Genomic DNA, 21,338 nt, shown 5'->3' on the forward strand with positions numbered 1-21,338 from the left:
CTTGTGGGCGTCTCGTCCCGTTTGGCGCGCTCATCCATGAACTGGTCGAACTCGGCCTTGTCCTTGGCTTCGCGCAGACGCTCAAGGAAAGCCTCAAAATTGCCCTGTTCCTCTTCCAAACGGCGCAGCGTGTCTGCCTTATAGGCGTCAAAGGCGCTGTTGCCGGTGTTGCGCGACATCATCGCACGGCTGGATTTGCGGCTGCAGGATTTCGAAGAGAACATGCGTTTGCTCCAAGTCATATAGGCAAGAAGGGCGAGGCCAAGGGGCCAGAAGAAGATGAAGCCGAGCACCATGGCGGCGATCCAAGCGCCTTTGCCGCGTGCGTCCATCCAGCTTTCGGCCCTTGCCAGCCAGCTGCTGCGGGGGGCATAGGTCGGGTCGGTGGTCACTGTCGTCATTGTTGAGCCTTTCAGTCGTGACGGGCCTGTCGCCGGCCCGGGCGTTTCGGATGATGTGAATGTCTTTCACATTGAATAGATCGGCACGCCGGGGCCCTTTCGCAAGGGGCTATGTGAATGTTTTTTACATTGCTTGGGAAACGACAGTAAAATCAGTAACCTGCGCGCCGGAAAGCTGCGCCATTTTCTGCGGCTCAAGGCAGAAAACGTGGTGCGGCGTGCCTGCAGCGGCCCAGACCAGCGGGAATTGCAGCAGATTTCGGTCAAACCAAGCGCGGGGTGGCGTGATATGGCCCAGCGGTGCCACGCCGCCGATGGCAAAGCCGGTCTGCGCCCGGATCAGCGCGGCATCGGCCTTGCCCAGTGGTTCCCCGGCCAGTGCTGCGGCACGGTCCAGATCGACCTGCTGAGCGCCCGCGGTGATGAAAAGCAGCGCTGCACCGCTGTTTTCGCCGCGAAGGACGATGGATTTGGCAATCTGATCGACCGCACAGCCAAGTGCGGTGGCCGCATCGACCGCCGTGCGTGCTAGGGTCGTCTCGCGTATCTCTGGCGTCACCCCTGCGGCCTCCAGCGTGGCGCGGACCCGTTTCAAACTCTTGCTCATTCTTTGCCCCTTGCTACATGGCGCCACCCTGGGGCGCACGCCAAAGTCGTAGCAAGGCCGCGCCGTGCCGCAACCCCCATTGACGCCGCTTGGATCAGCCCGCAAAGCTGGCCCCATGACAGACCCATCGCTTGCCGCCCGGATCACCCGCTCTCCCCGCATCTATCACCGCGAACGCGCGCAGGATGCGGCGGCGCTCTTGCCCGATCTTGCGCCGGACCTGCGCGAGATGATCTCGGCTGCCGCCTCTACCGCGCCCTATCTGATGGCGCTTTTGGAAAAGGAAGCGGCTTGGCTTGGCGAGGCCGTGGAAAACCCCGAGGCCGCTCTGGCCGCCAATTGCGCCGCGGCGGCAGAATTTGCGCCCGACCGGCTGGCCGATGGGCTACGGCAGGGCAAACGGCGCATGGCGCTTCTGACCGCGCTGGCCGATCTGGGCGGGGCATGGTCGCTGGAAGAGGTGACCGGCGCGCTGACCGATTACGCCGATGCCGCTTGCGGGGCGGCCCTGCGTGCGGGGCTGGCGGCACAGATCAAACGCGGCAAACTGCCGGGGATGACGATGGACGATCTGGCCGACTGCGCGGGCATGGTTGTCTTTGCCATGGGTAAAATGGGCGCGCGGGAACTGAATTATTCCTCAGACATCGACCTCATTTGCGTCTTTGACGAAAGCCGCTTCGCGCCTGATGATTTCCACGCCGCCCGCAGCGCCTTCGTCAAGGCGACGCGGGCGATGTCGGGCACATTGAACGACATTACCGCGCAGGGCTACGTCTTTCGCACCGATCTTCGCCTGCGCCCCGACCCGGCGGTCACCCCGGTCTGCATCGCGATGGAGGCAGCCGAGCGCTACTACGAAAGCCTAGGCCGCACATGGGAACGCGCGGCCTATATCAAGGCCCGTCCGGCGGTCGGTGATATCGCGGCGGGAAAGGCGTTTTTGCAATCATTGCGCCCCTTCGTCTGGCGCCGCCATCTGGATTTCGCCGCCATCCAAGATGCGCATGACATGCGGCTGGCGATCCGCGAGCACAAGGGCTTGGGCGGCCCGATCACCCTTCCGGGGCATGACATGAAACTGGGGCGGGGCGGCATCCGCGAGATTGAGTTTTTCACCCAGACCCGACAGCTCATCGCCGGGGGCCGCGATGCGGAGTTGCGGCTCCGTGGGACACTGGCAGGGTTGCAGGTGCTGGCCGAGAAGAACTGGGTGCCAAAAGAGGTCGCCGAAACGCTCGGCGATCACTACCGCGCGCATCGCACGGTCGAGCACCGGTTGCAGATGGTGCAAGACGCTCAGACCCACACGCTGCCCCGCAATGATGCCGATTTCGACCGGCTGGCCGCCATGATGGACATGGATGTCGAAGACTTGCGCGCCGATCTTCACGAACGGCTGCAAGCCGTGCACGACCTGATCGAAAGCTTTTTCGCCGCCACGCGGGAGGAGCCCGAAGCGGCCCGCCCGGCGCATCAATTCGACACCTCTGTGCTGGGCCGCTGGCCCAGCTATCCCGCGCTGCGCTCGGAACGGGGGGCGGATATTTTCGGGCGGCTGAAGCCACTGCTGCTGGACCGTTTGGCGCAATCTGCCAAACCGGACGAAGGGCTTTTGGCCTTTGACGGGTTCCTCGCTGGCCTGCCCGCCGGGGTGCAGCTTTTCTCGCTTCTGCGGGCCAATCCGCAACTGGGCGATCTTTTGGTGGATATCGTCGCCACATCGCCTGCGTTGGCTGCGCATCTGTCGCGCAACTCGGGCGTCTTCGATGCGGTGATTGGGGGTGATTTCTTTTCGGACTGGCCGGGGCAGACCAAGCTGACCGAAATGTTGCAACAGCATCTCGCGGCAGAGGCCGATTACGAGTTGCGTCTTGATGGCACCCGCCGTTGGGCGCGCGAATGGCATTTTCGGATCGGCGTGCATCTGCTGCGCGGGCTGATCGACGCGGCCACCGCCGGGCGCCAATATGCCGAGTTGGCCCAAGCGGTCTTGCAGGCGCTCTGGCCCGTGGTCGTCGATCAATTCGCCACCCGGCATGGCCCGCCGCCGGGACGCGGGGCGGTGATCCTTGGCATGGGCTCGCTTGGGGCTGGGCGGCTAACGCCGACCTCCGACCTCGATATGCTGGTGATTTATGATGCCGATGGGGTGGACAGTTCCGACGGCCCCAAACCCCTCGCCACGCGCAGCTATTATGCCCGGCTTACCCAAGCGATGATCACCGCGATGACCGCGCCGATGGCCCAAGGCAAGCTTTACGACATCGACATGCGCCTGCGGCCTTCGGGCAATCAGGGGCCAGTGGCGACCAGCCTCGCCAGCTTTGAGAGCTACCAGAAAGAGCAGGCATGGGTGTGGGAGCATCTGGCCCTTACCCGCGCACGGGTGATCGCGGGGGCAGAGGATCTGGGCCGCGATGTCGAAGCGCTTCGGGCTGAAATCCTCAGCCGCGCCGCCCCGCGCGACAAGGTGCTGGGCGAGGTCGCGAAGATGCGCCAGCGCATCGCCGCCGCCCGCAGCCCTGCAGGGCCGCTCGACGCCAAGACGGGCGCGGGCCGCTTGCAGGATATCGAACTGTTCGCGCAGGCAGGCGCGCTTATCGGCGGCACTGGCGCGCGTGAGATCGACGCGGGCCTTGCCGCCGCGCGCGGCGAAAACGTGATTGATGGGCAGGCGGAAGCGGCGCTTTCGTCGGCCTATACCAACGCATGGACCCTGAATTGCGCCGCGCGTCTGCTGTCTGCCAATCCGATTGATGCGCGGACAATGGGGCAGGCGGGGGCGAGCTTTCTCTGTCGAGTGTTAGCTTGTGACGATCTTGCGGCATTGGAGGCCAAGATGCAGGGAGATTACGCCACCGCGGCTCAGATCATCGACGCGGCGCTGCCCGAGCCGGGGCAAGAGGGGGCATGAGCGATCCAGATGACCCAAAGGGTTTGATCCGCGAATCCTACCGGATGGAGGGGATTGGCCCCGCCGAATGCCGCAGCATCTTTCTCGACTGGGCGTTGAGCTTGCCGGAAGGCCACGACAACGCGGTCGCCATCACCCGTTTGCTGGAACGCTACGGTGCGGCCGCCGCGGGTCACCCGATGACCCAAGTGCTGCGCGAGGGGCAGACGACGCTCACCACCCCGCGCCGCAGGGGCGGTTGGCGGGGGAGGGCGCGCAACTGAACGCCGATCTGGGCCTGCGAAACCTCTTTCCCCAGCCGCGCGAACGCAGTACGAGGGGCGCTATGACAACGCCCCAAACCCCCTCCGCCCCGCAGCCTGCCACGCTTCCCGTGGTGCGCCTTTTGCCCAAGGCCAATGCCCGCGCCATCCGCCACGGCTTTCCTTGGGTCTATGCCAATGAACTGGTCACCGACCGCCGCACGCGGGGGCTTGCCCCCGGCACGCTGGCGCTGCTGGAAGACGCCGACCGCAAGCCCATGGGGCTGGTCGCGGTCAATCCGACCTCCAAAATCATCGCCCGGATGATCGACCAAGACGCAGAGGCGCAGGTGGATCAGGCGTGGTTCGAGGCGCGCGTTAGTCGCGCCCTTGCCCTGCGCAGCCAGCTTTACGATCAACCCTATTACCGCCTGATCCACGCCGAGGCCGATGGCCTGCCGGGCGTCATCATTGACCGCTTTGGCGATACCTGCGTGATCCAGCCCAACGCCGCTTGGGCCGATGCGCTGCTGACACCGCTGGTGGCCGCGCTGCAATCGGTGACCGGCGTGGCCAACGTGTTGAAAAACGCCTCTGGCCGGACGCGCAAGCTTGAAGGGCTCGACGATGCTTCGTCTACGTTGGTGGGGGAGACCCCCGAAGGCCCGCTGCCCGTGCCGATGAATGGCGCGACCTATATGGCCGACCTTACCGGCGGGCAGAAAACCGGTCTGTTCTACGACCAACGCCCCAACCATGCCTTTGCCGCCAATCTCGCGCGCAATGGGGCACGGGTGCTCGATGTCTTTGCCCATGTCGGCGGCTTCTCCCTCGCCGCTCTGGCGAATGGCGCGTCATCAGCATTGGCCGTCGACGGCTCCGCCCCCGCCCTGGAACTGGCCGAGGCCGGAGCCGCCGCGATGAACATGCAAGACCGTTTCGCGACCCGCCAAGGCGATGCCTTCGACGTGCTTACCGCCCTGCGCGATGAGGGCGAGACCTTTGACGTGGTGATCTGCGACCCGCCCGCCTTTGCCCCCTCGCGCCAAGCGGTCGACGCGGGGCTGCGCGCCTATGAGCGTGTCGCACGGCTCTCGGCGCAGCTGGTGGCAGAGAATGGTATTCTGGGCCTCTGCTCTTGCTCGCATGCCGCTGATCTGAACCAATTCCGCACCGCTTCCGTGCGCGGCATCGGTCGGGCCGGACGCCGTGCCATGCTGCTGCACACCGGCTTTGCCGGGGCGGACCACCCGCAACTGCCGCAGCTTGCGGAAAGCGGCTACCTCAAGTCGCTGTTCTTCCGCCTGTGATGGAAACGCGCCCCCGCGTGCTGATCGACACCTGCGTGCTCTACCCGACGGTGATGCGCGAAATGGTGCTCGGCGTGGCCGCCCGGGGCGCGTTCGAGCCGATTTGGTCGGCGCGTATCTTAGAAGAATGGGCCCGCGCGGCGATCAAGCTTGGGCCTACGGGCGAAGCACAAGCGCGCGCCGAGATCGCACTGCTGCGCGGCAACTGGCCGGGGGCCGAACGCGCGGCCTCCCCCAGCCTACAGGCGCGGCTTTGGTTGCCGGATGCGAATGACATTCACGTTCTGGCCGTCGCCGTGGCCAGCAGCGCCGACATGATCCTGACGCTGAACGCCAAGGATTTCCCCCGCCAAATCCTCGCCGAAGAGGGCCTGAGCCGGGCCGATCCTGACAGCTATCTGCATGGGATTTGGCAAGCGACACCGGAATTGGTCGCCCCCGTGGCCGACGCCGTCTTGCAAGAGGCGCGGCGGCTGTCGGGCGAGCAATGGGAGATGCGCGCCCTGCTGAAAAAGGCACGGCTGCCGCGGCTGGCAAAGGCTCTGGCCTAGCCCTCCCACCGCAGTTGCAGCTTGCGCAACGCGGCGACACGCTCCTCGGTCTTGGGGTGGCTCAGCAGCCAAGCGGGCGGGCGTCCAGCGCCGTTTTGGCTTAGCGCGTCCAACTTCTCGAACAAGGAAATCTGTGGGCCGATGCCGATGCCCGCTTTGGTCAGCAGGGCGGCGGCATAGGCATCGGCCTCATACTCATCCCCGCGTGAGAGGCGGGCAGCTAGCAGGCTTGTCAGCCCGCTGGCGATCAGCACACCGATACCGGGAATGATCCGCCCCAGCACCATCGCCAGCGCCGTGCGCAGGGCGTTTTGACCCGAGAAATCAATCATCCGCCGCCGCGAGTGGCCAAGCGCCACATGGCCCAACTCATGCGCGATGACGCTCGCCAATTCCTCAGCCGTTACAGCGCCTTGACGGAACTTGTTGTAAAATCCGCGGGTGATGAAAATGCGCCCATCGGGGGCTGCCAGCCCGTTGACCGGTTCGATCTCATAAAGATGCACCTTGATGCGCGGCAGGTCCAACGCCTTGGCCATCTTGGCGCTCATGTCGTTGAGTTTGGGGTCCACCAAGGGGGTCGATTTCGCGTCCAACTCGCGCGCCGTGCGCCAAGCGGAAAAACGATACATGGCCAGCGCGTAAAGGATGGCAAGCAGAATGGGGAGAAAGCGGATCATGCCCGCAATATGGGCGCGCCGAGGGCCGGGGGCAAGCGGCACAAGGCCGCGCCCCCGGTTCCATGTCATGCGATCAGACGAGTTTTGCGTCCATCGTGATCTCGGCGGTCAGCAGCTTGGAGATCGGGCAGTTCTCTTTGGCGGTCTTCGCGGCTTTGTCGAAGTCCTCTTGGCTCGCGCCGGGGATGCTGGCCTCGACCGTCAGATGCACTTTGGGCACGTGGAAGCCGCCGTCTTTTTCTTCCAGATGCACTTCTGCCTTTGTCTCGATGCTGTCGGGCGTCAGGTCGCTTTGCCCAAGGATCATCGACAGCGCCATGGAGAAACAAGACGCGTGGGCAGCACCGATCAGCTCTTCTGGGTTGGTGCCTTCCTTGCCTTCGAAACGGGTGTTGAAGCCATAGGGCTGGTCAGACAGCACACCGCTTTGGGTTGAGACATGGCCCTTGCCCTCTTTGAGCGAGCCTTCCCATTTTGCGCTGCCGGTTTTCACGATCGAAGCCATTGGAATATCCTTTCAAGGAGCTTGCGTTCGTCCCCTCAACTGGCGCAGGGCGGAAAGGTTTCAAGGCCGAGCGTTCAAGATCGCGTCATGGTCTTGATGCCCCGGCTCAGCCCTTCGAGAGTCATCGGCACCATGGCCCCGGGGCCGAAAATCTCTTGGATCATCGCGATCGACTGGGTGTAGCCCCATTGCCGTTCCGGCACCGGGTTGATCCACAGATGGTTGGGCCATTGATCCCGCGCACGGGCGAGCCATGTGGCACCGGCCTCCGCGTTCCAATGCTCATTCGCGCCGCCGGGATAGGCGATCTCATAGGGCGACATGGAGGCGTCACCGACGAAGATGCATTTATAATCAGAGCCGTAGCTGCGCAGCACCTCATGGGTGGGGATCTGCGCGTCCCAGCGGCGGCGGTTGTCGCGCCAGACGCCTTCGTAGAGGCAGTTGTGGAAATAGAAATGCTCAAGATGTTTGAACTCGCCCCGCGCCGCGCTGAACAACTCTTCAACGACCTTCACATGCGGATCCATGGAGCCGCCGATGTCGAGAAACAGCAGCACTTTCACGGCATTGCGCCGCTCTGGCCGGGTTTTCACATCCAGATAGCCATGCTCTGCCGTGGCGCGGATGGTGCCGTTCAGGTCGAACTCCTCTGCCGCCCCGTCGCGTGCCCAACGGCGCAAGCGCTTCAGCGCCAGTTTGATGTTGCGGGTGCCGATCTCGACGTTGTCATCCAGATTGCGGAACTCGCGCTTGTCCCAGACCTTGACCGCGCGCTGGTGGCGGCTTTCCTTTTGGCCGATCCGCACACCTTCGGGGTTGTAGCCATAAGCGCCGAAAGGCGAAGTGCCCGCCGTGCCGACCCATTTCGAGCCGCCCTGATGCCGACCCTTTTGCTCTTCGAGCCGCTTTTTCAGCGTTTCCATCAGCTTGTCGAACCCGCCCGCGGCTTCGATCTCGGCCTTTTCTTCTTCGCTCAAGTGCTTTTCGGCCATCTTGCGCAGCCAGTCTTCGGGCAGGTCTACGGCCTCGAGCACATCATCAAGGCTGATGTTCTCCAGCCCCTTAAAGGCCGCTGCAAAGGCGCGGTCGAACTTGTCGATGTTGCGCTCGTCCTTCACCATCGACACGCGGGCGAGGTAGTAAAACGCCTCAACGTCATAGGTGGCCAGCCCCGCCTTCATGCCTTCAAGAAAGGCCAGAAACTCGCGCAGCGAGACCGGAACACCGTGGCGGCGGAGCTGATCGAAGAACGGCAGAAACATCAGAGGCTCAGCGCGCGGTCCAAAAGAACCGTGGCGATCATGCCGACGATCAGGAAGGCAAAGCCGTAGCCCGTTGCATATTGCGCGATGTCTTTGCGGTTGCCGCCACGTTTGCGGGCCGTCAGCCCACCGATTACCGCGCCGATCAATGCCAATCCGAGTGCTATCATAACCTATTGCCCGTCTATTTTGCAGGCCTATCCATTGCGCGGGTTCAGGGACGCGATCTCGCGCAGCTTGGCCCGCACGGCCCAGTCAGGGCCAAAGCCGTATCGCGCCCAGCCGATGCTGTCCAGCCTGACGCGGCGCGCCTCAATGCCGCGGCCTTCGATCTCTAGCGCTTCAGCCTTGAGCAGCATGAGCGTGGCCAGAAGGGCGGCGTTTTCGCTGGCCTCGGCGATGGGAAGATGCGGCTCGATCAAGGCAAGTGCGCCGGCCCCATCGCCGATGGTCACCGCATAGCCCGCGCGCTGTGTGGCGACATAGGCGCGGTGCAGCGTGGTGCCGGGGGTGCGGGAATAGAGGGTGTCTGCCATCTGGTAATGCGTCTGCGCGGCGGCAGGATCGGTCATCTGCGTGACGCGGCCCATGGCGTAGTGCGAAAATGCATGGCGGTTGTCCTGCCAACCCTGCGCTTGGGCGATGCGCAGCGCGTCTTGGGCCGCAGACATCCGGGCGTTGCGGCCCACGTCGCGGCCAAGGGCCGTCTGGATGGCCCGGCTCCAGACCTGCGGCGTGGCGCGCGCGGGGCGGGGGGCAACAGTGCCGCCGCCGGGGTTTAGCCGCGCCAAAATGCCCGGCAGGCGCGCGGCGACCTCGTCGCGGGTCATGCCTGAGCGCAGCGCCGGGTCATTGTAGATGCGCAGCACCAGCATGTCGAAGCCGGTCAGCACCGTATGCACGTTGTCGTCGTTAAAGACCGAGTCCGGCAAGCGGTAGAGATCGTTCAGCGGCCCAAGCGCTTGGGCCAGTTCCTCATGCAGGCAGTCGCGGCTTTCTTGCGGGCTTACGTCATTGGGCAGGAAAATCGCCAATTTGCGCCGCTCGGTCAGGCGGGTCCAATCGGTGGCGGCGGAGCGCCTCGTGCGGCGGTACTCTTCAAGTGTGCTGACATTCGGCACCACGAAACAGGCCGCCTGCGGCAAAAGCCGCCGGATCTGGCTGCGGTTCACCGCTTGAATGGTGATGCTCGCCTCTCCACCCGTAACCTCACGCAGTTCCATCCCGGCTTCCCGGCGCAGGCGGGCCAGCAGCCGCGCAAGGTCCGGCCCCAAGGTCGCGGGCGGTTGCCCCAGAACGCGCAGGGTAATCGGCCCCTCAAAGCGGGTCAGCACGGGCAGGGCGCGGCCGCTTTCCATCCGGAAGGACAGATCAAGGAAATCTTCGGCCAAGGCAGTATTCGACACATGCGGCGCAGTCGGGCGCGCTTGGGCGAACTGCTTCATCGGGGGCAGGGTGCTGTCGGCGATCACCGCGCGGGTCGCGACCTCGGAGTGAGAGGCCGGCACGCAGGCGTTCAGCAACATCATCAGCGGCAGGATCAGCCGCGCCTTTACCCCGCGCCTCATGCGCTTGGGCCTTTGCGCGACCTATTCCGCTGTGATCTATCGCAAACTGCGCATGGCGCTGCCGCTGTCTGTCCTTGCATTTGCCTGCCCCATCGGTCGTTTAAACCCGGGTCTTGATGCCCGTGATTGACCTCAGCCTAGGCAGGCAAAAAATCAAAAGCGAGGAAAATACCCGCTTTTGACGTAAAGTCGCATGGGTGTTGCCGCGCTACCGCTGGCGGCGCGCCATAAAGGCCAGTCGCTCGAACAGATGCACATCCTGCTCGTTTTTCAGCAGCGCACCATGCAGTTTGGGCAGGGCGTTGGGGCCATCCTTGGCCAGATCCTCGGCGTCCATATCCTCGGCCAGCAGCAGTTTCAGCCAATCCAGCACCTCGGAGGTCGAGGGTTTTTTCTTCAGCCCCTGCTGCTCGCGGATCTCATAGAACTGCGTCAGCGCGGTGGTCAGCAGTTGCTGTTTGATGCCCGGATGGTGCACTTCGACGATTTGCTTGAGCGTCTCCATCTCTGGAAAGCGGATGTAGTGAAAGAAACAGCGGCGCAGGAAAGCGTCGGGCAGTTCTTTTTCATTGTTGGAGGTGATGATGACGATGGGGCGCTGACGCGCGCGTATCGTCTCACCCGTCTCGTAGACGAAGAACTCCATCTTATCGAGTTCCTGCAACAGATCGTTGGGGAATTCGATATCGGCTTTGTCGATCTCGTCGATCAGCAGCACGACCTTTTCATCGGCATCGAAGGCCTGCCAGAGCTTGCCCTTGCGGATGTAGTTTTTGACGTCATGCACCCGCTCGTCGCCCAATTGGCTGTCGCGCAACCGGTTCACGGCATCGTATTCATAAAGCCCCTGTTGCGCGCGTGTGGTCGATTTGATGTTCCATTCGATCATGCGCAGACCCAAGGCATCGCTGACCTGCCGCGCCAATTCGGTTTTTCCGGTGCCGGGCTCGCCTTTCACAAGAAGGGGCCGCTCCAAGGTAACCGCCGCATTGACTGCGATTTTCAGGTCATCGGTGGCGACGTAGTCTTTGGTGCCTTGAAATTTCATCTTGTTTTCAACCTCGTGTGACGGGCGCTTGATCCTTGGCCTTTAACCAAAAATCAAAGGGATTGTGTAGTGACAATTGTTACCCGCTCAGATAGACGCTGCGGCAGGGAAGATGTCGGGAGACAGGCCTTTTTAATGTCTGAGTTGAAAACCGCCGGGGAAAAACAAATGAAGCAGGAAGTTTTCCTGCCGGACGACTATCGTCCGGCCGAGGACGAACCATTCATGAATGACCGTCAGCTTGAGTACTTTCGTCACAAGCTGATCCACTGGAAATCGGAACTGTTGGCAGGCAGCCGTGACACCATCGAAGCACTGCAAGACGGCACCCGGAACATTCCGGATGTGACCGACCGCGCCTCGGAAGAGACCGACCGCGCGCTGGAACTGCGGACCCGGGACCGGGCCCGCAAATTGGTCGGCAAGATCGACGCGGCTCTGCGGCGGATCGACGAGGGAGAGTTCGGCTACTGCATGGTCACCGGCGATCCGATCTCGCTCAAGCGGCTGGACGCACGGCCCATCGCCACGATGACGCTGGAGGCGCAAGAGCGTCACGAGCGGCGCGAGAAAGTCCACCGCGACGACTGACATCACCTGAAACATCACACGCCGAGGCTCATGCTTCGGCGTTTGTGATTTGGGCGCGGGGCCAGCACGATCCGAAGCTTGTGAGCTGGGGTCTACCAGCTTGCCTAAGATCTGGGGCCTGCGATCTGGGGCGTAAATGAAACCTTCCAATGCAATTGTCGTGGGCGGCGGGATCGGCGGGCTGGCCTTGGCCACGGCACTGGCCCGCAAGGGCGTGGCCGTGACCCTGCTTGAACAGGCCGCGCGGTTTTCCGAGATCGGCGCGGGGCTACAGATCAGCCCCAACGGCCTTGCCGTGCTGCGCGCGCTTGGGTTGGAACATGGGCTGAAAGCCCGAGGTGCCGTGCGGGGGCAGGCGGTGCGCCTTTGCGACTACGCGAAAGGCGCGCAGGTGGCCCGGCTTGATTTGACCCGCTTGGCCAACGATCAGCGTTACTATTTCCTCCACCGTGCCGACCTGATTGATCTGCTGCGGGAAGCCGCGCAGCGCGCCAACGTGAGTTTCGAGACCGACGCGCAGGTCGCCTCGATCCATCCCGGTGCCTTGCCGCAGGTGCAGATGGCCCGTGGCGGACGGCGGCGGGCGGAGTTGGTCGTGGCCGCCGATGGCATCCACTCGGTCGGGCGGGTGCAGTTGAACGGGGCGGATAAGGCGCGGTTCTCGGGGCAGGTGGCATGGCGTGCGCTGATACCCAACGACATAGACCACGGCCCAGAGGCGCGGGTCACCATGGGGCCGGGGCGGCATCTGGTCAGCTATCCGCTGCGCGAGGGGCGATTGGTCAACCTCGTCGCCGTGGAAGAGCGCGCCGATTGGGCCGCCGAAGGCTGGCATCACCATGACGATCCCGCCAATCTACGCCAAGCCTTCGCAGGTTTCGGCGGAGAGGCGGCGCAGATGCTGGGCGCGTTGCAGGAGGTGACCCTCTGGGGGCTGCATTACCATCCCGTCGCCGCCAATTGGCAGGCAGAAGGCGTGGCGCTGTTGGGCGATGCGGCCCATCCAACGCTGCCCTTTCTGGCGCAGGGCGCAAATATGGCGCTAGAGGATGCTTGGGTCTTGGCCGACTGCCTGACCCGCCAGCCCCGCGACGCAGCACTTGGCGCTTATCAAGCCGCCCGCATCGACCGCGCGCGGCGCATTGTCAAAACCTCGGAAGGCAACGCGGCACGCTATCACCTGCGGCCTGGCCCGATCCGGTTTGCGGCCCATACCGGGCTGCGCGTCGCCTCCAAAATCGCGCCCGGCGCGATGCTGGGCGCGTTTGATTGGCTCTACGCCCATGACGTTACCAAAGCGTAAAGGCCACCGAGCTTAGCCGGTGGCCCAATTGATCAGCCCGCCCGTTGCAGCATCCCGAAAAGGTCGCGCGGGTCGTCCGGGTCGGCCAGCAGATCAAGCGGTTGGAACAGCCCCGTCTCGGCGATTTGATCACGGACATAGCGCAGGGCCGAGAAATCCTCGATCGCGAAGCCCACGGAGTCGAATAGCGTGATCTGCTGCGCATCGCGGCGGCCTTCGGCCTGACCGGTCAGCACCTGCCAGATCTCGGTCACCGGGTGGTCGGCCTCAAGCTGCTGGATCTCGCCCTCGATGCGGGTCTGCTCGGGGAATTCCACGAAGATGCCCGAACGGTGCAGGATCGCGGGCGCGAGTTCCGTCTTACCCGGACAGTCGCCGCCGATCGCGTTGATGTGCACGCCAGAGCCGACCATATTGTCGGTCAGGATTGTGGCATATTGCTTGTCCGCGGTGCAGGTGGTGATGATCTGCGCGCCCATAATCGCCTCTTCGGCGGTGTCGCATTCCACCACCTTGATGCCATGGCCCGCCAGATTGCCTGCGCATTTGGCGGTCGCCGCGCGGTCGATATCGTAGAGCCGCACCTCATCCACGCCGCAGATCGCCTTCATCGCAAGGCTCTGAAACTCGGACTGCGCGCCATTGCCGATCATCGCCATGACATGGCTGCCCTTGGGGGCCAGCAACCGGGCCACCACGGCAGAAGTCGCCGCCGTGCGCAGGGCCGTCAGGATCGTCATCTCGGTCAGCAACACCGGGTAGCCGTTGGCCACATTGGCCAACAGGCCAAAGGCGGTCACGGTCTGAAAGCCGTCTTTGGTGTTGTCGGGGTGGCCGTTGACGTATTTGAAGCCGTAGACATCGCCGTCCGAGGTGGGCATCAGTTCGATTACGCCCTTCTCAGAATGGCTCGCCACGCGGGGGGTCTTGTCAAAAAGCTCCCAGCGTTTGAAGTCGGCTTCGATATAGTCGGCCAGCCCGCGCAGCATGTCTTCGACGCCGATATGGTGGATCAGTTTCATCATCTGATCGACGGAAACGAAGGGCACCAGTGCCTTGTCGGAGGGGTTCAGATTGGTCATATTCAGGTCTTTCTATCAATAGGCACGGGTGGGGCGGTCGAACACGCGGCGGCCAAAGGCCGATGCGGTGAGGTCCACCATCAGTTGCGCGGTGCGGCCCCGCTCATCGAGGAAGGGGTTCAGCTCAACCAGATCGAGCGAGGTCATCAAGCCGCTGTCCGACAGCATCTCCATCACCAGATGGCCTTCGCGTACCGTGGCGCCGCCCGGCACGGTGGTGCCCACGGCAGGGGCAACGGAGGGGTCGAGGAAATCCACATCCAGCGAAACATGCAGCATGCCGCCCGCCGCTTCGACCTTATCAAGGAAGCGCTGTAAGGGTTTGGCGATACCGCTCTCGTCGATCTCGCGCATGTCGACGTAAGTCACGGTCGTCTCCTGCAAAGCCGCGCGTTCGAGGGCATCGACAGAGCGCAGCCCGATCATGGCGATATTGTCGTGGGGCAGGGGCGTGTCGATCTTTGGAAAGCCGTCGAACCCCTCGCGCCCGGTGACATAGCCCAAGGGCGTGCCGTGCAGGTTGCCGCTGTCGCTGGTCTGCGGCGTGTGGAAATCCGTATGCGCGTCGAGCCAGAGCACGAAAAGCGGGCGACCTGCTTTTTCGGCATGGCGCATTGCGCCCAAGACAGTGCCAAGCGCCAGCGCGTGGTCGCCGCCCATGAAGATCGGCAAACCGTCGTCCATCGCCGCATCGGCGGCAGCGGCGAGGCTCTCTGTCCATGCGATGGTCTCTTCCAGCGCGTGCAGTTTCTCGTGCTCTTTCGCTTGGAAGGGCGCGGGGGCGACATTGCCGCGATCGGTGACGCTGTGGCCAAGATCGCGCAGGGCACGTTCGAGCCCCGCGGTGCGATAGGCATCCGGCCCCATCAGGCAGCCGCGACGGCGCTTGCCGCTGTCCAGCGGGACGCCCAGCAAGATACAGTTTTGTTGGTTCGACATGGGGGACTCCTGAGCTGTTTGAACTCAGATAATCCGCGCATCTGTCTAACAACAAGTCGTCAAACTGACCGTTTCGGGGGGCGTTTTTAACAAACTGAAAGAAAGAGCTTCCAGTTTGTCAGTTTTTTGCTGGCTAGGCCGCTTTGCGCGCCGCCGCGACCCAAAGACCGACCAAGACGAAGGAGAAAATCGCGTTCCATCCCGCCATCGACAGGCCCAGAAATTGCCAGACGATCTCATCGCACATGACCAGACCGCTCGGGCCTTCGGTGGAGAGAAGCGACCCGCCGTCAAGGCTGCCCAAGTCCATGCCACCGCCGGTGCAGGAACTCGGCCCCGGCCACCAGGCCCATTCGACGCCTGCGTGATAAACGCCGATCAGCGCCGTCACCGCCGCCGCCAAGGCCCCCAGCCACGCCAGCACGCGCGGCCCGCCAAAGAGCACGATCGCCCCAATCAGCACTGCCGCCGCATGGGGCCACCGCTGCCAAAGGCACATCTGGCAAGGCGCGTAGCCGCCCAGATGCTGGAAACCAAAAGCACCCAGCAACAGCGCGGCTGAGCCGAGCGTTGCCAACGAAGTCAAAGTCTTACCTGTCATAGAACCTTTACCACCATGAAGCCGCCAATCAGCAGGGCGACGGCCAATGTGAACATCAAACCCAAGCGCCGTTCAATGAAATCTCGGATCGGTGCGCCAAAGCGCCACAGCAGCACCGCCACCACGAAGAACCGCAGCCCACGCGCAAGGATCGAGGTCATGATAAAGGTGCCCAGCGGCATCCCGGTCCAGCCCGACATGATCGTGATGACTTTGTACGGGAAGGGGGTGACCCCGGCGACCAGCACCGCCCAAAAGCCCATGTCGTTGAAGCGGGTGGAAAATTCTGCCATCGCGTCGGACTTGCCCAGACTCGCAAGGATCGGCTGTCCAAGGCTCTCAAAGGCCAGCCCGCCAATGGCATAGCCCAAAAGCCCGCCCAGAACGGAGGCCAGTAGCGCCACCCCGGCGATCAGCCACGCGCGGTTGGGCCGCGCGATGATCATCGGAATCATCAGGATATCAGGCGGGATCGGAAAGAAGGAACTCTCGACAAAAGCCACTACGGCTAGCGCCCAAAGGGCATGGCGATGTTGGGCCAAGCCCAGGGTCCAGTCATAAAGGCGGCGGATCATTTAGGGGGCTCCGGCTGTTTTATATGCCTCACCATGTCGCGCGACCAAGGTCAAGCGCAACGCTGTGCAGAAACAGGGTGAAAATCCACTTGCCCCACGCGCTTTTGCAGGCTACATCGCCCCACGTGCCCAAGTGGCGGAATGGTAGACGCAGGGGATTCAAAATCCCCCGCCGCGAGGCGTGCCGGTTCGAGTCCGGCCTTGGGTACCACCTTGTTTCAGCAAGGTTTCCGTGAAAATCGTAGCTCTATCAAATCGCCGTTTTTCGCGTTGGTCATGCTATCTGCTTCCACGTTCTCGTTCTGGACATCGGTCATTTCTGGGCCGCGCTGGTTCGTAGTTTTCCTAGGGCCTGAGACTTCTACAGCTCGGGCAACCTGAGAAGACCATCTGCGCTCTGTGAAGTTTTGATATTTATCATCTCAAACAATGCTACACCTTAGCGCAGGGTCAGCAGGAATAGGACGCCGCCATGGCTCGGACCAAAGCCGCCAGAGATATCAGCCTGAAGTCGCTCGAACTGTTTCAGGTCTGTGCCAAGGAAGGGTCGCTGCAAGCCGCCGCGCGGGATGCAGGATTGACGGTGAGCACCGTGTCGCATCACCTGCGCAGTTTGGAAGACCACTTGGGTGTTGAACTCTTCAACCATGCCCGGCGTCCGATGGTCATGACGCCCAAAGGGCAGGTCTTTGCGCGCAAAATCGACGAGGCGCTGCGCACGATCCGCAAGGCTAAGGCTGAGGCCTCCGCCGGCAGCGTCGCCGACGCGAGCTTCCTTAGAATCGGTGCGATCGAAGATTTGGAGAGCGATATCGTGCCGTATTTGGCAGTCTCCCTGACCAAGACGATGCCCAGCTGCGATTTCAGCTATCATACCGGGGTCAGCCACGATCTGATCGGTATGCTGCGCAATCGCCAGCTTGATCTCGGCATATGCACCGCGCCGGGGGAAACGATCAACGACCTGCAAGAGCGCCCGCTTCTGCGTGACCCTTTTATCATCGTTCTGCCCCGCCTCGCGTCGGAAACCCTCTCACAGATTATGGAGGGCGGGGCAAAACTGCCCTTTTTGCGGTTTTCCGGCAACCTGATGATCGCCCGGCAGATTGACACTCACTTGCGGCGCTTGGGGGTCACGTCGCCGCATCGGTTCGAATGCAGCAACAACCAGACCCTAATGGCGATGGTGGCGGCGAATGCGGGCTGGACGATCACAACCCCGCTGTTGTTTTCCCGCGCCGCGCGGTTTCATGGCGATCTGCGCATGCACCGCTTTCCGGGCAAGGCTTTTGCCCGGACATTGGCCTTGATGACCACGCCGGATTGTTCGCGCTCTGTCGTCGAACTGGTTGATGCCGAGATGCGCGACCTCATTCGTCAGCATGTGATCGAGCCCCTGCACGCCAGCACGCCTTGGTTGGCAGAGAGTTTCCAACTGATAGAGTAGAGGGCAGGGCTATTGCCGCTTCAAGGTCTAATCAAGCTTTCGAAACTATCTTGCGATTTTTTCCAACACCCGCATTAGCGTTTGTTGTTTAACCCTCTCTCTGGCCCTCTGATCTCAGTATCTATCGGAGGCGCGCCCCATGAAATCTCGGACCAAGGTGGTTGTCATTGGCGGCGGTATCGCTGGCTGCTCGACGCTTTATCATCTCACTCAAGAAGGCTGGACAGATGTCGTCTTGGTCGAGCGTGATGAGCTTACGTCAGGCACAACTTGGCATTCGGCGGCGCAGGTCACGAATTTTGGGGCCAATCAAACGATGGTCGGGCTGAAAACCCATTCCATCAACCTTTACAAACGCTTATCCGAAGACCCGGAGTATCCGATCAACTACCACCACGCCGACGGCGGCATCCGATTGGCCAATACCGAAGCGCAGATGCAGGGCTATCGCCACTTCTCATCGATGGCGCGCGGCATGGATGTGGATTTGGAAGTCATCGACGCCGAAGAATGCGCCCGGCGCCACCCGCTCATCTCAACCGAGAACCTGTTGGGCGGGCTTTGGGATCCGCTCGACGGTGACATTGATCCGGCCCAGCTCTGTCAGGCCTTGGCTTTTCACGCGCGCAAGGCCGGGGCTGAGGTCTATCGCAACACGCCGGTCACCGCCCTGACGCAGCACAAAGACGACACTTGGACGGTCCACACCAAACATGGCGACATCGACTGCGATATCGTGGTCAACGCCTGCGGCTACCGGGTGAACGAGGTCGGCAGCATGATGGGGGTGCATCACCCCGTCGCCTCGATGGAGCACCAGTATTTTCTGACCGAAGACATTCCCGCCATTGTTGAGGCTGGTCACCGGATGCCGCTGCTGCGCTGTCCGATTTCGGACTATTACAGCCGCCAAGAAAAGAACGGCCTGCTGGTCGGCTTTTATGAGCAGGACTGCAGGACGTGGGGAATGGACGGGATCGACCCCAATTTCGTCAACGCCCTGTGCCCGGATGATCTTGAGCGGGTCATGGACGTGCTCGAAGGCGCCTTTGAGCGCATGCCCGCACTGGCCGAAACCGGCATCCGCTCCATCGTCAATGGTCCGATCACCTATACCATCGACGGCGCGCCGCTGGTCGGTCCGATCCCCGGCAAGCGCAACGCCTTTTGCATCATCGGCCTGCGTGCAGGACTGGGCGAGGGCGGCGGCCACGGGTGGCTGCTGGCCCAGCAGATCGTCCATGGCGAGGCGCAGTATGACACTTGGGTCATCGACCCGCGCCGTTTCACCGGGCACGCCAATGTGGAACTGACGGCGCTCAAGGCCATCGAAGATTACCAGAACGAATTCCGCTTCCACTTCCCGCATGAGCATCGCCCCGCCGCGCGCCCTGCCAAGACCACGCCGCTGACCCCGGTGATGGCCGCCGAAGGGGCCGAGTTCACCGTGGTCAACGGTTGGGAGCGGGTCGACTACATCAAGCCGTCGCCCGATTTTCACCCGACTCTCAGCTTTGACTTCGACGAGGCATTCGACGTGGTCGCGGCTGAAGTGAAGAACGTGGCCGAGAATGTCGGCCTTTGCGAGGTCAACGGCTTCAACCGGTTTGAGATCACCGGCAGCGACCGCCACAGTTTCCTTGACCGGATGTTCTGCGGCGTGGTCACAAGACGCGACGGACGGGTGGGCTTGGGCTACCTGCTGAACCATCGCGGCATGGTCAAAGGCGAGGCCACAGTGGCCAACTTGCCCGCCTCGGACCGCGGCCCGCAGCGGGTTTGGTACGGCTCGGCCGCGGCCAGCGAATATCACGACATGGACTGGCTCAAATTGCATCTGCGCGACGACGAAGATGTGCAAATCCGCAGCCTCACCAATGACCAAACGATCCTCGTGCTCGCCGGGCCCAAGGCACGCGATGTGCTCAGCGCCTGTGCGCGCGGCGACTGGTCGAAAGAGGCGTTCCCCTGGCTCAGCCTGCGCGAATGCTTCATCGGCTTTGCCCCTGCCACGGTGCTAGGCGTCAGTTTCTCGGGCGAGTTGGCCTATGAAATCCACGTGCCCAACAACGCGCTTTATGCCGCCTATCTGGCCCTGCGCGAGGCTGGCAAGACGCATGGCCTGAAGCTTTTCGGCGCCCGCGCAGTGGAATCGATGCGGATGGAGAAAGGCTTTATGCACTGGAAAGCTGACCTGCTGACCGAGTTCGACCCATTTGAGACCGCGCTGGACCGTTTCGTAAAACCCGAAAAGCCCGCCGATTTCATTGGGAAGGAGGCGCTTCGCAAGCGCATGGAAGAAGGGGCGCGCAAAAAACTGGTGACGCTCAAGGTCGACGCGACCCATGCCCCGGCCCATGGCGGTGCCTCACTCATGCAAGACGGCAAGGTTGTCGGCACCGTAACCTCAGGCGATTGGGGGCACCGGGTGGGCATGAACCTCGCCTATGCCTTCGTCGATCCGGCGCTGGCCACGCCCGGCACGCAAATCCCGCTTGATCTCTATGGGGAAATCGTTGGCACCGAAGTGATCGATCCCTCGCCATATGATCCTTCCTATGCGTTAATGCGCAGATAACATGATGGGGCAGGGGCCGGTGCAACGCTGGTCCCCGTCTCGCACCAAGGTCAACCAGCGGCAACGCGCGCCGCTGCACACCCATAGCTACGACAAGGATTATCCATGCACCTCTCTCGTTTTCCCCGCGTCCAACTTGCCCATTTGCCGACCCCGCTTGAGCATATGAAACGCCTGTCAAAAGAACTCGGCACCGAAATCTGGGTCAAACGTGACGATTGCACCGGCCTTTCCACGGGCGGCAACAAGACCCGCAAGCTGGAATTCCTGATGGCCGAGGCCATCGAACAGGGCGCGGACATGGTGATGACCCAAGGTGCGACCCAGACCAACCATGGCCGCCAGACCGCCGCGGCTGCTGCCAAGCTGGGCCTTGCCTGCCACATCCTACTGGAAGACCGCACCGGCTATGACGATGCCAACTACAACACCAACGGCAATGTGCTGCTGGACCATCTGCATGGTGCTACAACCGAGAAATTCCCCGGCGGCCACGATATGCCCGGTGAGATGGAAAAGGCGGCTGAAAAGAAGCGCGCCGAAGGCCACAAGGTCTATATCATCCCCGGCGGCGGCTCGAACCCCACGGGCGCTTTGGGCTATGTGAACTGTGCGTTTGAGCTGCTGAACCAAGTGAACACCTCCGGCATGAAGATCGACCGGCTGGTTCACGGCACCGGCTCATCCGGCACGCAGGCGGGGCTCGTCACCGGGATGTGCGCGATGAATGCCCAGATCCCTGTGCTTGGCATCGGCACGCGCGCGCCACAGCCCAAGCAAGAGCAAATGGTCTATGACCTCGCCTGCAGAACCGCCGAAAAGCTGGGCTGCGCGGGCGTGGTCAAGCGCGAGGATGTGATGGCCAACACCGATTACGTCGGCGAAGGCTACGGCATCCCGACCGACAGCGGCATTGAGGCGATCCAGATGTTTGCCGAGCTCGAAGGCATCCTGCTTGATCCATGCTATTCCGCAAAGGGGGCCGCTGGTCTCATTGATCTCGCCCGCAAAGGCACGTTTAAGGACGAACGTGTGGTCTTCCTCCACACCGGCGGCGCGGCGGCTCTGGGCGGCTATGACTTCGCCTTTGACACCGCCAACCGCTGGGTCAACCTGTAAGAAAGGCAG

General features: G+C 62.6%; 21 protein-coding genes and 1 tRNA gene. 10 read left to right on the forward strand and 12 right to left on the reverse strand.

Features of this window, described 5'->3' with window-relative positions; translation table 11 throughout:
* Nucleotides 1-401: DUF2852 domain-containing protein (locus A3722_RS13470; protein WP_067916203.1), on the reverse strand; the 401-nt coding region annotated here is incomplete at its 3' end.
* A gap of 124 nt (nucleotides 402-525) precedes the next feature.
* Nucleotides 526-1,008: a YbaK/EbsC family protein gene (locus A3722_RS13475; RefSeq protein WP_067630318.1), complete on the reverse strand. Its 483-nt coding sequence runs from the start codon at nucleotides 1,006-1,008 to the stop codon at nucleotides 526-528.
* Between the two features lie 115 nt (nucleotides 1,009-1,123).
* On the opposite strand from A3722_RS13475, the gene A3722_RS13480 reads away from it, so the two are divergent.
* From A3722_RS13480 to A3722_RS13495, 4 genes are all read left to right on the forward strand, one after another.
* On the forward strand, nucleotides 1,124-3,925 hold the full coding sequence (locus A3722_RS13480) for a glutamine-synthetase adenylyltransferase (RefSeq protein ID WP_067630321.1): 2,802 nt from the start codon (nucleotides 1,124-1,126) through the stop codon (nucleotides 3,923-3,925).
* Nucleotides 3,922-4,188 carry a hypothetical protein gene (locus A3722_RS13485; protein WP_067630323.1) on the forward strand — a complete coding sequence of 89 codons (267 nt, stop codon included), beginning with the start codon at nucleotides 3,922-3,924 and terminating at the stop codon, nucleotides 4,186-4,188. Before A3722_RS13480 ends, A3722_RS13485 begins: the two co-directional genes overlap by 4 nt.
* A 62-nt stretch (nucleotides 4,189-4,250) precedes the next feature.
* Nucleotides 4,251-5,477: an RSP_2647 family RNA methyltransferase gene (locus tag A3722_RS13490; protein ID WP_067630326.1), complete on the forward strand. Its 1,227-nt coding sequence runs from the start codon at nucleotides 4,251-4,253 to the stop codon at nucleotides 5,475-5,477.
* A complete protein-coding gene (locus A3722_RS13495; RefSeq protein WP_067630328.1) occupies nucleotides 5,477-6,028 on the forward strand; it encodes an RSP_2648 family PIN domain-containing protein in 552 nt (183 codons plus the stop codon). The genes A3722_RS13490 and A3722_RS13495 overlap by 1 nt, the downstream gene beginning before the upstream one ends.
* Here A3722_RS13495 and A3722_RS13500 read toward each other — a convergent pair.
* The 6 genes from A3722_RS13500 to A3722_RS13525 all read right to left on the reverse strand — a co-directional run bounded on the left by A3722_RS13500 (nucleotide 6,025) and on the right by A3722_RS13525 (nucleotide 11,094).
* Nucleotides 6,025-6,708: a M48 family metalloprotease gene (locus A3722_RS13500; RefSeq protein ID WP_067630375.1), complete on the reverse strand. Its 684-nt coding sequence runs from the start codon at nucleotides 6,706-6,708 to the stop codon at nucleotides 6,025-6,027. The two genes, A3722_RS13495 and A3722_RS13500, sit on opposite strands and share 4 nt — an antisense overlap.
* A 73-nt stretch (nucleotides 6,709-6,781) precedes the next feature.
* Nucleotides 6,782-7,213: an OsmC family protein gene (locus A3722_RS13505; protein ID WP_067630331.1), complete on the reverse strand. Its 432-nt coding sequence runs from the start codon at nucleotides 7,211-7,213 to the stop codon at nucleotides 6,782-6,784.
* A 74-nt stretch (nucleotides 7,214-7,287) separates the two neighbouring features.
* Nucleotides 7,288-8,478: a vWA domain-containing protein gene (locus A3722_RS13510; RefSeq protein WP_067630334.1), complete on the reverse strand. Its 1,191-nt coding sequence runs from the start codon at nucleotides 8,476-8,478 to the stop codon at nucleotides 7,288-7,290.
* Nucleotides 8,478-8,648: an apolipoprotein acyltransferase gene (locus A3722_RS13515; protein ID WP_067630337.1), complete on the reverse strand. Its 171-nt coding sequence runs from the start codon at nucleotides 8,646-8,648 to the stop codon at nucleotides 8,478-8,480. Before A3722_RS13515 ends, A3722_RS13510 begins: the two co-directional genes overlap by 1 nt.
* A 27-nt stretch (nucleotides 8,649-8,675) precedes the next feature.
* The gene (locus tag A3722_RS13520) at nucleotides 8,676-10,046 is read right to left on the reverse strand and encodes a DUF2927 domain-containing protein (protein ID WP_067630340.1); all 1,371 of its coding nucleotides are present in this window, start codon (nucleotides 10,044-10,046) and stop codon (nucleotides 8,676-8,678) included.
* A 208-nt stretch (nucleotides 10,047-10,254) separates the two neighbouring features.
* Nucleotides 10,255-11,094: an AAA family ATPase gene (locus A3722_RS13525; RefSeq protein WP_067630343.1), complete on the reverse strand. Its 840-nt coding sequence runs from the start codon at nucleotides 11,092-11,094 to the stop codon at nucleotides 10,255-10,257.
* A gap of 168 nt (nucleotides 11,095-11,262) precedes the next feature.
* Here A3722_RS13525 and dksA point away from each other — a divergent pair, with 168 nt between their 5' ends.
* Together dksA and A3722_RS13535 are read left to right on the forward strand one after the other, a co-directional pair.
* Nucleotides 11,263-11,685: an RNA polymerase-binding protein DksA gene (gene dksA / locus A3722_RS13530; protein WP_067630377.1), complete on the forward strand. Its 423-nt coding sequence runs from the start codon at nucleotides 11,263-11,265 to the stop codon at nucleotides 11,683-11,685.
* Nucleotides 11,686-11,821: 136 nt separating this feature from the next.
* Nucleotides 11,822-12,988, forward strand: a complete 1,167-nt coding sequence (locus tag A3722_RS13535) for an FAD-dependent monooxygenase (protein ID WP_067630346.1) — start codon at nucleotides 11,822-11,824, stop codon at nucleotides 12,986-12,988.
* Between the two features lie 32 nt (nucleotides 12,989-13,020).
* Here the strand turns inward: A3722_RS13535 and A3722_RS13540 are convergent, their stop codons facing one another.
* The 4 genes from A3722_RS13540 to A3722_RS13555 form a co-directional block, all read right to left on the reverse strand.
* Nucleotides 13,021-14,070: an ornithine cyclodeaminase gene (locus A3722_RS13540; RefSeq protein WP_067630348.1), complete on the reverse strand. Its 1,050-nt coding sequence runs from the start codon at nucleotides 14,068-14,070 to the stop codon at nucleotides 13,021-13,023.
* A 15-nt stretch (nucleotides 14,071-14,085) separates the two neighbouring features.
* The gene (rocF, locus tag A3722_RS13545) at nucleotides 14,086-15,009 is read right to left on the reverse strand and encodes an arginase (protein WP_067630351.1); all 924 of its coding nucleotides are present in this window, start codon (nucleotides 15,007-15,009) and stop codon (nucleotides 14,086-14,088) included.
* Between the two features lie 133 nt (nucleotides 15,010-15,142).
* The gene (locus A3722_RS13550) at nucleotides 15,143-15,610 is read right to left on the reverse strand and encodes a disulfide bond formation protein B (RefSeq protein WP_067630353.1); all 468 of its coding nucleotides are present in this window, start codon (nucleotides 15,608-15,610) and stop codon (nucleotides 15,143-15,145) included.
* A complete protein-coding gene (locus A3722_RS13555) occupies nucleotides 15,607-16,185 on the reverse strand; it encodes a YqaA family protein (protein WP_067630356.1) in 579 nt (192 codons plus the stop codon). The genes A3722_RS13550 and A3722_RS13555 overlap by 4 nt, the downstream gene beginning before the upstream one ends.
* A 127-nt stretch (nucleotides 16,186-16,312) precedes the next feature.
* Between A3722_RS13555 and A3722_RS13560 the strand changes: the two genes are divergently transcribed.
* From A3722_RS13560 to A3722_RS13575, 4 genes are all read left to right on the forward strand, one after another.
* Nucleotides 16,313-16,396 (forward strand) — tRNA-Leu (locus A3722_RS13560).
* A gap of 261 nt (nucleotides 16,397-16,657) precedes the next feature.
* Nucleotides 16,658-17,632, forward strand: a complete 975-nt coding sequence (locus A3722_RS13565; RefSeq protein WP_067630359.1) for a LysR family transcriptional regulator — start codon at nucleotides 16,658-16,660, stop codon at nucleotides 17,630-17,632.
* 139 nt (nucleotides 17,633-17,771) lie between these two features.
* Nucleotides 17,772-20,210 carry a GcvT family protein gene (locus tag A3722_RS13570; protein WP_067630362.1) on the forward strand — a complete coding sequence of 813 codons (2,439 nt, stop codon included), beginning with the start codon at nucleotides 17,772-17,774 and terminating at the stop codon, nucleotides 20,208-20,210.
* Between the two features lie 105 nt (nucleotides 20,211-20,315).
* The gene (locus tag A3722_RS13575; RefSeq protein ID WP_067630364.1) at nucleotides 20,316-21,329 is read left to right on the forward strand and encodes a D-cysteine desulfhydrase; all 1,014 of its coding nucleotides are present in this window, start codon (nucleotides 20,316-20,318) and stop codon (nucleotides 21,327-21,329) included.
* Nucleotides 21,330-21,338: the final 9 nt, after the last annotated feature.

It is taken from the genome of Sulfitobacter sp. HI0027 (assembly GCF_001634775.1).
Classification (GTDB): Bacteria; Pseudomonadota; Alphaproteobacteria; order Rhodobacterales; family Rhodobacteraceae; genus Sulfitobacter.